Origin of the sequence: Streptomyces sp. NPDC006544 (assembly GCF_040611715.1) — a bacterium.
Taxonomy (GTDB): Bacteria; Actinomycetota; Actinomycetes; order Streptomycetales; family Streptomycetaceae; genus Streptomyces.
Map to the genome: position 1 here is coordinate 1 of NZ_JBEXOV010000147.1, position 12,440 is coordinate 12,440.

The window sequence follows — 12,440 nt, forward strand, 5'->3', positions numbered from 1 at the left end:
TCATCCTCGACGATGTGGTGCAGGCAGATCAGGACGAGGTGATCGTCAGGATCGTGGTCCAGACGCACTGCGAGGGCACGCAGGGGTCGACCGCTTGCCAGGTCGAAGGGACGGTCGATCTCGGTCCTGACGATGTCGTATCCGGCCTGCTCGCGCGCAGCAAGGCGACCGCCCTCGGTCAGGTCCACCAAGGTGACCTCGACCTGCCAGGGGTCATCGACGATTTGGGCCGGTTCACCGAGCTCCGTGGTGACGAATCGAGTCCGCAGCACCTCATGCCGACGGACGAGGCCGGACAAAGCCGTCTCCAGGTGGCGCACGGCCAACGACCCTCGGACGCGGAAGCTCAGTGGGCTCGTGTACTCGGCACTGTTCGGGTCGAGCTGATGCAAGAACCACAGCCGGAGCTGAGCAGGGGACAGCGGGGCAGGCCCGGATCGTTGGGCCGGCTGCACCGTCGAGGGGGCAGTCGACTGAGGTGCCTGTGAGTGCCCGTCAGTATCTACCGTCACTAGCCACTTGTGCTGCTCGCTCATGGTGACCACTACCTGTTCCGTCAGGAGACTCTGAGGTTTCGTTAGGGGGCTCCGCACCGTGCTCTGTCCCGCGCGGAAGGGTGCGTGGCTCCGGTCCCACTGCAGTCCGAGGAAAGCCCCCGAGAAAGGCAATCCCATGCAGTGCCGGGTCCGCAGACGGCAGCCCGTTCGGCACGGCGGAGGTCATCACCTGGTGCGTCGGTAGGTATCGCTGGAATCTTCGCGTGCGCCTACGGTGCTCACGATCGTGGATGCCGCCCCAGGAAGGGCACTCGGCGATCGCTGCGATCGACGGCCGTGTCGGTGAAGCTGCACATCAAATTTGTACGTACCGGGAGCGGGGTCGCCCGAGGCAAAGAGGATCACGGCCTGTGTCCTCCGTCAACCCGGGGCTAGGGATGATGCGTCGAGGTCCCGCTCGTGCTGAGGCCCCGTCGCGGAGCAGCAACAGGGTGACTGCACTGCTCTGTTGGGACGGGCGGGCCGTCCCCCGACTCAACTCGCGTTTGAGTCTCGATTGATCTTGCCTGGCCGACTGTCGGTGTGTAAGCATCGAGATCCGAGCTCAGTAACATGTCACACTGCAATTTCCTTCTCCGGCTCGGGGCCTGTGGGGAGGGGCCGGGGCGACAAGTGTTTGCACCGATCGGAAACTGCGGTGGTGCCGTGCAAGACCGAGCGGGGCCGTCGTGGGCCTTGGCGCCGCCGCCGGGCCGCATCACGCGGGAGCGGGGAACGACATGCGTCGGCGTCCAAGTGATGCGGTGGAGAGGGGTGAAACGTTGCGTCATCGGCGACCCTCCTGAGGGTCCAGGGCAGTCTCAGAATCGGGGGATTGAATGGGAAGCAATCGTGTTACCGACAAACATTCCGGTCCTGCAGGAAGGAGCCAGGGGCCACCGACGCACCAGGGAGCGGGCGCCGTACCGTCTGCATTCGAGCTCCTGCTGCCCCGGCCCTGCACGGTGGACTCCGGGGCCTCCAGGCCAACGCGGCATCACCGTCTGCCACAGGAGTTGCTGTCACAGGTCGAAGCCTTCGCCATCACCCACGGCGCGAGCCGAACGGCCGTGCTGCTGACCCCCTTTCTCACACTGCTGCACCGTTACGCGGGAGACCGGGACATCTGCGTCGCCACCCGGTTGGACGACAGCCACGGGGCGAGCCCCTGGTCGGCGGACGTGCCTGTGCAGCTCCCGATGCGCGGCCACCATTCGGTCCTGGAGATACTCCGCGGCGTCGACGCCGCAATGGAATCGACGGCCATCGGCGACCCGGGCGGGTCACCGCTGCTCGCGGAGGCGGCGTGCTCATTTGGTCGAGGCCCCGCCGGCCGGGCCGTCGACGAGGGGAGCGGAGCCGAGCCAGGCCATCTGCTTTCCGTCGAGCTGCTGCACCTTGACCCCGCGCCGGGCGTGTCGAGCCACGGGCGAGGACCATCGAACCTCACGCTCCGCTGGTCCTGTGACCCCGTCGCTGTCGCGGAAGCCGCCCTACGCCGAATGCCCCACCACTACGAACAGTTGCTCCGTGCCGCCTTGGCCGAGCCACGCTGCCGGGTCGGAGACCTGCCGATGCTGCCGGCCGACGAGGCGCAAAGGTGCCTCAGCTGGGGTACGACGGAAGGCACCGAGCCGGATCGCACAGTTGTGGACCTCCTGGAAGAGACCGCCGCACGTGTGCCGAACGCGCAGGCCGTGATCTGCGATGACGTTCAGCTGACCTACACGGAACTTCTCGATCGGGTCGGGCGGCTCGCACGGCAGCTTCGCACCGCCGGGCTTCGCACCGGCATGCGCGTGGGCGTCCTCATGGAGCGCTCGGTCGGACTCCACATAGCACTCCTGGCCGTGCTGAGGGCCGGAGGTGTCTATCTGCCCCTGGATCCGCACCATCCGGCGCCGCGTATCTCCTCCATCCTTGAGGACGCCTCGGTCGGGTTCCTCCTGACGGACGAGCATCTGGGCACACCGTTCAGCGGCCCCGAGATCAGACTCGTGCACGTCGACTCCCGCGGTGCAGTCGACCTGCCGGTCGGCACGATGGGGAAACAGGACTTCCGCCCGACGGTGGATGACGTGGCGTACGTCGTTCATACATCGGGAACGACAGGCAATCCCAAGGGCGTTGAAGTCCCGCACCGTGCTCTGACCAACGTCTTGATGCATTTTGGCGCGGAGTTCGGGCTGGGGACAGGCGACACGGTGGCCGGGGTCACGACCGTGTCCTTTGACATCTCGATCCTCGAACTCCTCCTGCCGCTCGTCCGGGGCGCCCGGCTGGCTCTCCTGCCGCGAAGTGTGGCAGCGGACGGTGCGGAGCTTCGCGAGGCGCTGACGGCGTACGAAGTGTCATTCATGCAAGCAACGCCCATGACGTGGCGGCTCCTGCTCGATGCGGGATGGCAGGGAGAGCCGCGTCTCACAGCATTGAGTGGCGGGGAGACGACTCCACCGGATCTCGCTGCCGAGCTCTGCCGGAAGGCGGGCCGCGTCTGGAACGTCTACGGGCCCAGCGAAACCACGATCTGGTCCACCTCGCATCGCATCACTGAAACCAGCACGATCGTTCCCATAGGCCGGCCCATCGCCAACACGACCCTTCGTGTCGTCGACTCCGGAGGACAACTGGTGCCCATTGGGCTTCCGGGTGAGCTGTACATCGGTGGCACGGGGCTCGCACGGGGATACCTGGACCGTCCCGACCTCACTCGCGAACGGTTCGTCGCATGCCCGCAGGGCCCGGCACACGTCACGATGTACCGCACCGGGGACCTGGTGCGCTGGTCCGAACAGGGTGAGCTGGAGTTCCTCGGACGCATAGACCGCCAGGTGAAGGTCCGGGGCTTCCGGATCGAACTGGAGGAGGTCGAAGGCCGGCTCAACCTCCACCCTCTGGTGCGCCACGGCGTGGTCGACGTGCGCAGGAACAGTGAGGGTGACACGGAGCTCGTCGGCTACGTCGTCCTGGAAGAAGCCGCACCGCAAGCCTTGGCGGACATCCAGGCGTCGCTGGCTCGTCATCTGCCGGAATACATGGTCCCCAGGCCGCTCGTGGTGTTGCCCGAGCTGCCGCTCTCGATCAATGGCAAGGTTTTGCGTGACCGGCTGCCCGATCCCCGCAGCGTGCAACAGACCGGCGGCCCGATCCGGTATGCCGGCTCGCGCGAGCGCGAACTGGCCGCCATCTGGGCCGACGTCCTCGGAGTTCAACGAGTGTCCTCTGCCGCCGACTTCTTTGAACTGGGCGGCACCTCACTGCACGCGCAGCGCATTGCGACGCGGGTGAACGCGGCCTGGAAGGTGAAGGTCAGGGTGTCCACCGTGCTGAGGTATCCCACCGTCGCGGAGCTGGCTGCCTTTCTGGAGGGACAGGGCGTTGCCGCCCTTTGACCCTGCCTCGGCCCCGGTGTTGCGAACCGCCCCTCCGTCCGTCTCCCCGAAGGATCGAGCCATGCCCTCGACCGCCGAACAACTCGTCCAGTGGGCCCATGAGTATGTGCCGACCGAGCAGGACTTGGCCTTGTCGAGGCGGGCCCTGCAGGACACGGTGGCGGTGACGCTCGCCGCACGCCGGGACCCGATCCGGGGCGCTGTCGGCGAACTGACGGACGCGGGCCGATGGGCGACACTCGCCCACGTGCTGAGCTTCGACGACCTGCACATGCCTTCCACAACGCACATCGGCGCCATCTGCGTACCGACGGTGCTGGCCGTCGGCGGTGGTGCCCGCGAGTACCTCGGTGCGGCGGGTGTGATGGCACGGCTCGGTACGGTGCTGGGCTGGTCGCACTACGCCAGTGGCTGGCATGTGACATGCACCGCCGGCGCTCCTGCGGCTGCAGTCGGTGCTGCCTTGTCCCTGGGTCTCGATCCCCGTCAGACCGCAGCGGCCGTCGCCCTGGCGCTCCCTGCGGCCGGCGGTGTGCAACGTGCGTTCGGGACGGCCGGCAAGTCCCTGCAGGTGGGGTTCGCCGCAGAGGCCGGCGTACGGGCTGCCCGTCTGGTCGCGTCCGGGGCGGAGGCCGACCCGAGGGCTCTCGACCAGTGGCTCGGCCTGGTCGGCGGAGATCCCGCCCGGCTGGAGCTCTCCGGACCGGCGGTACCCGGCGGGCTGGCGACCAAGGTCTTCCCGTGCTGCTACTCGATGCAGCGGCTGATCAGCGCGGCCCGGCGGTTGCCGGCAGAGATCCCGGTGGGCGTGGCGATCGAGAGTATTCAGGTCACCACACCCGAAGCCACGGTCCGGCCGCTCATCTACGACCGGCCGCAGACCGGGATGCAAGGGCAGCTGAGCCTGAAGTACGCGATAGCGACCGCCATGCTGGACCGCAACCCGGACTTCGACAGCTTCACCACCGCTGCGGTGAACAGGCCGGCCGCTCAAGAGCTGATGAGCAGAACGACGGTCGAACTCACCGCGGGTGGGGCGGGATTGCTCGACGGCGATGTACACATCTCCGTCCGGTTGAGTGACGGCACGAGCCGGTCGACGCGTCTGGACCAGCCGCCCGGCTCCCCGGCCAGACCTTTGACCGAGAACGACCTCCACGGCAAGTTCCTCAGTTGCGGTCCAGACGTCCCCGGGTTGCTCGCCGACCTCGATTGGGCGACTGCCGCCTCGATCCTGAAGTCGGAACTGCCTGCCGGCTAACCCCTCTGCTCGCTCCGGTGCCTGGCACAGGAGACCTGTGACCAGAGGAGACCTGCGTCATCCCCACTACCAGGCGGTCACGCCTTGGCCGCGTGAGTCTGTGCACCGGCTCCGCGCAACTTGTGTCCCGCGCTGCGGAATTCCGCCGTGCCTCGAATACGCAGCCCTTTGGACTCCGAAGGAGATTTTTGACATGTCCGAGATCAAATCGCCAAGGATTCATCACCTGGGAGTGCAAACCGCAGATCTGGACAACTCGCTCAACTGGTACCTCGAGTTCTTCGATGCCGAGCTGCGGTGGTCCCTGGACCGGTTCTCCAGCCTCACGCTCAGCAGGCTGCCCGGCATCCGCCGGTTGGTGGAGGTCGGCGCGGGAGACCTCCGTTTCCATCTCTTCGATCGTGACGGCCACAACGGCGAGATTCCCGACCCGCACGGCCTCCAGTTCCAGCACGCTTGCCTGCAGGTGGGATCGCCTGACGATCTCGAAGTGATCCGCCGTCGCTGGACGGACCTGTACGAGTCGGGTCGCTTCTCGTTCGCCCGGCCCGACCAGCCGACAGCGATCGTGGTGGACGGGGACGGCGTTCAGAGCCTCTACCTCTTCGACGTGAACGGTCTCGAATTCGAGTTCGCCTACCTGCCGGACGATCACCAGTGAGGCCGGGGAGCACGGGCGGCGTGCGCGCGGTCCCCGAGAGCGGCGCCTGGGATTTCGGTGACTTCCCCTATGGCCTCGAGCTCTTGACGATGCCGCCGGTCGGTCATGCGAAGGCCACGACGTACCTCGCGGGAAAGACCTCCGCGCGATGCGACGCGGATCTGACCACGTGTCTGCTCGAGGACCTCCTCGACGGTCGCCGGCCGGCCGGTCTCGAGGCACCTCAGGATGACTCCGACGAGCGCCTGTTCTGGTTCCGGTGGATCACTGGGCATCAAGTTACCTTCATCATCTGGCATCTGATGGGGCGGCTGCTGGAAGAGCAGCCGGATGAAGGCATCCCGGACCCCGACGTGCTGGCCATGCTGGAGGCCTACACCGAGGGCTACTCCGCCATGCTGCTCTACAGCGGGTCGTGTCCGCGGAGCGTGTACGAGACCCTGATACGACCGCGCATGTCCCTTCAGCACCGGGGATTCAGTGGCACGTGGGCCCCGGACTTCACCTCGGTACGCGGCCTGTTCCGTGGCGGCCGCATCGCGCCCTGGATCCGGAGCGCGGAAGCCATGGGGCTCGGCGCTGCCCTGGCGGCCAACAAGGCGACCCACGACGGCATCGCCGCCCGGCTGGTGCCGGGTGGAGAGTCACTGCTGCAGCAGGCCATGACTGAAACTGCGGTCTGGCCGCCCTCAGAGCGGACGGCGCTGCTCTATGACAACTTCTTCATGACTTTGAGGGCTCCCGTGGGGCATGACGCCATCACTGCGCAGCTCCTTCGCAGACTGAAGGCAGTGACGTGGGACGTGGCAGTGAACGGCTTCCGCCCGCTCCAGGGCGACGACGAGGCCACACCGGAGACACTGCGCCGTGCGGACGTCGTGAGCTGCGAACTCAGATTCGGTGACATCGTCCGCCAGGTCGGCAGGGTCTCTGCCGATCGCCTCCGGGAACGGCTAAGGCGCTGATGAGGGACATCGCGAGCCGGATGCGGCGCACGCGACCACGGGATCCGATCTTCCGGCAGCGCAACTTCCGTCTGTTCTTCCTCGGCTACGTCACGTCGCTCTTGGGGTCGGCGATGGCACCCGTATCCCTGATCTTCGCGATCTTGGCGGCGGGCGGCAGCGGCTCACAGCTCGGCGGCGTGATGGCTGCACAGATCGTTCCCATGGTGTTGTGTCTCCTCTGGTCCGGGGTCCTCGCCGACCGGTTCGGCAGCCGAAGAGTGATGCTGATGGCGGACGCCCTGCGGTGCGTAGCCCAGTTGGCGCTCGCCCTCGTGGTCTGGCACGGACACCCGCCCCTCTGGGCGCTGATCGCGCTGTCGGCCATCAGGGGGGTCGGCGAGGGATTCTTCACGCCTGCGCTGACAGCCCTGATCCCGCGGCTCACGACGGACGCCCTGCTGCCCACGGCCAACGCCTCGATCGGTGTGGCACGCTCGGTCGTGACCATGGCCGGCCCGGCCTGTGCCGGTGCGCTGGTCGCCACAGTCGGTTCGACGGTCGTCTTGTTCATCGACGCCGCCACCTATGGCGTCAGCGTCCTGGCTCTGAGTCTCCTGCGTCTGGAACAGCGGCCGGCGAAGAACGCGCAGTCGATGCTCGTCGATCTCAGGGAAGGCTGGTCGCACTTCCGCTCGTGCACGTGGCTCTGGGTGACCACTGTCCAGTTCACCCTGTTCAACCTGGTCGTCGCGTCGCCCTTCTTCGTGCTGGGGCCGGTCGTTGCCGACCGGAGTCTCGGCGGCGCGGCGTCATGGGGGCTGCTCATGGGGCTCTACGGCCTCGGGTCCGTTCTGGGAGGCCTGTCCCTGCTCGGCCGAGTGCCCGGGCGGCCGCTGCTGGTCGCCACATTGGTGGGCTGTGGTTGGGCGCTGCCCAACGCGGCTTTGGGGTCCGGCCTTTCGACTGCCTGGGTGGCGGCCGCGGTGCTGGCCGCCGGGATGGGCTCGGCTATCAGCACCGCACTGTCGACGACCAGCATTCAGCGACATGTGCCTGCGGCCGTGCAGGCTCGCGTCAGTTCCTACGGTGCGTTCGGTGCGTTCGCCTTGGGGCCGCTGGGCCTGGTCGCCGCCGGGCCGCTGGCGGACCGCATCGGGACGGGGCCCGTGCTGCTTGCCAGTGCCGTTGTGCACGTTGCGGTGAGCGTGGGCGTGCTGGCCGTACCTGTGGTCCGGCACCTGCCGGCGGGGCCGTCGCCCGCCGCGGAAGTGGCGGAACCTTCGAAGTTCTTTTCAGAAGCAGAAACGAGGTAGGCGGAGTGCGTAGGGAACGTGAGATGGAAGTTGGCTATTTGCCCGGGATGGGTCTGAACGACTATCTCAGCCACACCGCGGAAATTCATCCGCACCTGCGTGCGCTGTTGGAATTTTCGGCGCCACGCGCAGAGGAGGCCCTGGCACGTCTGATGACGGTGGCCAACGAGTTCGACTGCGATGATACGGGCCGCGGCGACTCCTACCGGAGAGCTCAGGAGGACGCCCTCGTCCGGTGGACGGGCGTTCGACAGCTCCTGCGGTGGGCAGTGGCCTCGGACGATCCCGCGTCGGTGACAGTGCTCGATGTCCTGGGCGGAGACGGGACACTTGCGCGAGCAGTTGCCGAAAATCCGGATGATCCGATATCCAAGGTGCAGGTCCTGACCGGAGACATCTCCGGGATGATGATCAAGAGGGCGCTGGCACAGAATCTCCCGGCGGTGCGGCAGAACGCGGACTTCTTGTTCCTGCGCAATGGATCCGTCGATGCGGTGATCCTCGCCTATGGCACGCACCACATTTCTCCGGAGTCCCGCCCCAAGGCCCTCGCGGAAGCCGCTCGAGTGGTGCGTCCCGGCGGGAGGGTCATCGTTCATGACTTCGAAGAGACGAGCCCCATGGCTCGATTCTTCTCGCAAGTGGTGCATCCGAACACCTCGGCAGGTCATGATTATGAGCATTTCTCTCCCGAGGATCTGACGCGATTGTTCGATTCCGCGGGCCTGACCGCCGAGATCGTCTACATGTACGACCCGTTTGTCGTGGTGGCAGCCTCCGCGGATGAAGCGCGCAGGGGGATGTGTCGGTATGTCGGGGACATGTACGGGGTGCAGGGTGTGCTCGGGGGTGACGGGGATCCGGGCAGCTCCTGGGCACTTCTGGAGTCATGTTTCGACCATTCTCGATATGTACGTCAACTCCCTAAGGCCCTCGAGGTCGTAGAGCGGCCGATCGTCTACGAGTCGCAGGGACAATTTGTGGCCGAAGTGCCGCGAATATCGCTCGTCGGGCGCGGACAAAAAGACTGCTAGTTTGAGGAGGGGCGTGTGTCCGGTATTCAGGCTCCGCGTGCTGGCGAGGATGATCGCTATCACATATCCTGGGAAAAGAGCACGCTGCGGAGAAAATTCGCGGCGGAAGCGTTCGGCGAAGAATATCCGGCCGAGGCCGACCCTTCGAGCAACTGCACTTGGTCGGTTCTGGCCGCGATGGTGCGCGGGCTTCGGATGCGTACGGGCGAGGTACTGGTCGATCTCGGTTGCGGACGCGGGGGCCCCGGGCTCTGGGTCGCTCGTGCGGTTTCCGTGCGCCTGATCGGAGTCGACCACTCGCCCGTAGGGCTGGAGTTGGCAGCGGCCCGGGCCTCCCATTTCCTGCTGCCGGACCGAGTGCGGTTCCAACTGGGCACGTTCGACGCCACGGGCCTGCCCGATGCCTGCGCTGATGGCCTGATCAGCATGGACGCTCTTCCCATCGCTCCGGATCGCGATGCCGCCCTGCGGGAGGTGCGCAGGATCCTGCGCCCAGGGGCCCGGGCGGTCTTCACCGGCAGTGACCGCCTCCCTGGCCACCCGACCTACACCTCGAACGTGCCCACCTGGCGCGATCGCATCGCCAGGGCGGGACTCGAACTGGAAATCGACGAAGACCGTGCCGAGGCGCGCCGCCAATGGCAGCGCTGGTACGCGCTGTGGGAACAGCACGAGGCGCAGCTGCGGGCCGAGATGGGAGACGAGGCGGCGGAGGCGATGCTCGAGGAAGCCCGATTCGTGGGGCCACTGCTGCCGCACATGCGACTTGGGCTCTTCACCGTGCGAGCCCCGCTGTGCTGAAGCGCTGGCCCACCGGCACCGGCCAATCGGCCACACGGGGAAAGGACATCTGGAATGCGCATGACCACCGCGGGCAAGTCGGTCGATCTCTCCGCCATCGACTTCTTCGAACCGAGCCTGTACGCCACCGGATACCCGCATGACGCCTGGCGCACACTGAGGGCCGATCACCCCGTCTACTGGCAGAAGCGGCCTGACGGAACCGGATTCTGGGTGCTCACCCGATACCGGGACGTGTGCCGGGTGCTGCGGAACTTCCGCGACTTCTCTTCGGAAAGCGGGAACCTTCTCACCACTTTGGGGAAGAAGGATCTTGGAAGTGGAAAGATGCTGGCGGTCACCGACCCGCCCCATCACACGGCGATCAAGCGGCAGATCAACACCTGCTTCACCAGGTCTGCCGTCGAGGCGCTGGAACCGCAGATCCGGTTGCTGGCACGCCGCGTGTTCGCACCCGGCTGCGACGGCGACGTCTTCGACCTCGCGGCGCAGACGGCCTTCTACCCGATCGCCATCACGGCACTTCTCATGGGGATCGATCCGTCGGACTGGGGGCGGCTCAAGAGGTTCGCGTACGTGGCGATCGCGGACCAGGACCCCGAGGTCGCGAGCGGAGGCCAAGACCGGGCCCTGGAGTGGTCGCATTCGGAGATATTCGCGTACTTCGGCGGACAGTTCACCAAGGACCTCACGCAGCGACGGGACCTCATGGGAGCCATCGCCAACGCCAGGATCGGCGACCGCCCGCTGTCCCGTGAGGAGAAGCTGTTCAACGCGTACAGTGTCCTCCTCGGCGCGACAGTCACGAGTTCACACGCAGCGAACGCATCGTTTCTCGCCCTGGCTGACAACCGCAAGGCTGAGACCCTGTGGCGGCGGGAACGCTGCACCGACACGTTTGTCGAAGAAGTCTTCCGCTGGTCGTCGCCGGCCAACCACTTCATGCGACATGCCACCAGAGACATCAAGATTCACGACACCCTGATCCGCGCGGGTGATCCGGTGACGGTGTGGCTGGGTTCGGCCAATCGCGACGAGGCGGTATTCGAGGATCCCTACACCTTCGACGTCCGGCGCGACCCACGGCTGCACGTCGCCTTCGGTGTCGGCGCGCACCGGTGCATCGGGGCTCCGCTGGCGCGTCTCGCCATGCGCATCTTCGCCGAGGAAACCCTGCGGCTCGTCGAGTCATTCGAGATAGCAGGACCCGTCGACCATCTAGCATCGCATTTCATCTCCGGAATCAAGCATCTTCCTGTGAAGATCGTGCCGACGCGCGATGCTCGCCGGGAGCTGGCGAGTCTGGATCCGCTCGACAATGTCTGAAGCAGCCGGAGTGTTCGGACCTTCACCCACGCGGCCCGGCAAGGAGATTCAAGAAATGATAAATCCATTCGATGTCGAATCGCAGAAATACTCTGCTCTGGTGAACGATGAGGGGCGGTACTCGCTCTGGCCGGCGCACATGAGCGTGCCGGCCGGGTGGCGCGTCGCCCATGCCGCAGACACCCGAGAAGCCTGTCTCGAGCACATCGAGAGGTGCTGGGTCGAAATGAAGCCGGTCAGTCGATAACAGGTGTAACGCCGGAGCGGCGCCCAGGTCGCGCAAGTTGTTTTTAGTGATGTGAGGATTTCATCGTGAGCGAGCTCGATCCCGATTTCGTCATCTCTTCTGCGCGTCCCGTCGCTGACTCGCGGCCTTCTTCGAGTCCGGCGGAGGAAACTCTGATCCGCATCTGGTCGGAAGTCTTGGGGAACGACCGGATCGGGCCGCGGGACGACTTCTTCGCCATGGGTGGAAATCCTGAGTTTGCCAACCGGGCCGCAGAGATGATCCGTGCCGAATTTGGAGTGGACGTCAGTGGCGCAGTCGTCGTCGGGTCCCCGACGGTCGCAGCCCTGGCCGAACGTCTCGCCGAACTGGTCCTCGCCGACGCGATGGCGAACTTCGCCGCCCCGGACGACGCCGGCGGGGCACCGACCGCAGACCGCATTCCGCAGACCCTGAGCCGGACCGAGCCGAAGGGCGCCCGGACGGTACCCGCGATTGCGCGGACGGCGTCGTCCGGACGAGCACCGCTGTCATTCGCCCAGCAGGGGTTGTGGTTCCTCGACCAGCTCACGCCGGGCAGCACCGAGTACTCGGTGCCCTTCGGCTTCCGCGTGGGTGGGAGGCTCGACGTCGAGGCGCTGGGCACTGCGTTCTCAGGACTCGTCCGAAGGCACGAGGTGTTGCGTACCCGGTTCGACGTCGATGCGGGCGAGGAGCCGCTGCAGATCGTGCAGGAGGAGACTCCGGTCATCCCCCGGGTCGTCGACCTGAGCACAGCCGGCAGCACGGAGGCGGCCGAGGCGGCAGCAAGAGAGCTGCTGGCCGATGAGGCAAGCCGCCCCTTCGACCTGACGAATGGCCGACTGCTGCGCGTGCTGGTGGTGCGGCTGGCTGATGACGACCACGTGGTGGCGATCTGCCTGCACCACATCGTGGCCGACTT

The 12,440-nt window shown here is 66.3% G+C and carries 11 protein-coding genes; 10 read left to right on the top strand and 1 reads right to left on the bottom strand.

All coding sequences use genetic code 11. The features are described 5' to 3' along the window. Nucleotides 1–674 (bottom strand): condensation domain-containing protein (locus tag ABZY44_RS35360; protein ID WP_356661223.1); only part of this gene is annotated, 674 nt, incomplete at its 3' end. An 878-nt stretch (nt 675–1,552) separates the two neighbouring features. Here ABZY44_RS35360 and ABZY44_RS35365 point away from each other — a divergent pair. From ABZY44_RS35365 to ABZY44_RS35410, 10 genes are all read left to right on the top strand, one after another. After that, nucleotides 1,553–3,928, top strand: a complete 2,376-nt coding sequence (locus tag ABZY44_RS35365) for an amino acid adenylation domain-containing protein (RefSeq protein ID WP_356661225.1) — start codon at nt 1,553–1,555, stop codon at nt 3,926–3,928. A 61-nt stretch (nt 3,929–3,989) separates the two neighbouring features. Then, nucleotides 3,990–5,189 (top strand): MmgE/PrpD family protein, encoded by a 1,200-nt coding sequence (locus ABZY44_RS35370; RefSeq protein ID WP_356661227.1) that lies wholly within the window; start codon nt 3,990–3,992, stop codon nt 5,187–5,189. A gap of 193 nt (nt 5,190–5,382) precedes the next feature. Further along, a complete protein-coding gene (locus tag ABZY44_RS35375) occupies nt 5,383–5,850 on the top strand; it encodes a VOC family protein (RefSeq protein WP_356661229.1) in 468 nt (155 codons plus the stop codon). A gap of 20 nt (nt 5,851–5,870) precedes the next feature. Then, nucleotides 5,871–6,815 (top strand): hypothetical protein, encoded by a 945-nt coding sequence (locus ABZY44_RS35380; protein ID WP_356661231.1) that lies wholly within the window; start codon nt 5,871–5,873, stop codon nt 6,813–6,815. Next, entirely contained in the window at nt 6,815–8,110 is a 1,296-nt protein-coding gene (locus ABZY44_RS35385; protein WP_356661233.1) for an MFS transporter, read from the top strand. Before ABZY44_RS35380 ends, ABZY44_RS35385 begins: the two co-directional genes overlap by 1 nt. A gap of 23 nt (nt 8,111–8,133) precedes the next feature. Continuing rightward, nucleotides 8,134–9,144, top strand: a complete 1,011-nt coding sequence (locus ABZY44_RS35390) for a class I SAM-dependent methyltransferase (protein WP_356661235.1) — start codon at nt 8,134–8,136, stop codon at nt 9,142–9,144. A 15-nt stretch (nt 9,145–9,159) separates the two neighbouring features. Beyond that, on the top strand, nt 9,160–9,945 hold the full coding sequence (locus tag ABZY44_RS35395) for a class I SAM-dependent methyltransferase (protein WP_356661237.1): 786 nt from the start codon (nt 9,160–9,162) through the stop codon (nt 9,943–9,945). 54 nt (nt 9,946–9,999) lie between these two features. Further along, the gene (locus ABZY44_RS35400) at nt 10,000–11,271 is read left to right on the top strand and encodes a cytochrome P450 (RefSeq protein WP_356661239.1); all 1,272 of its coding nucleotides are present in this window, start codon (nt 10,000–10,002) and stop codon (nt 11,269–11,271) included. Between the two features lie 55 nt (nt 11,272–11,326). Then, a complete protein-coding gene (locus ABZY44_RS35405) occupies nt 11,327–11,518 on the top strand; it encodes an MbtH family protein (protein ID WP_356661243.1) in 192 nt (63 codons plus the stop codon). Between the two features lie 65 nt (nt 11,519–11,583). Further along, on the top strand, nt 11,584–12,440 hold an 857-nt coding region (locus ABZY44_RS35410; protein WP_356661241.1), incomplete at its 3' end, for a condensation domain-containing protein.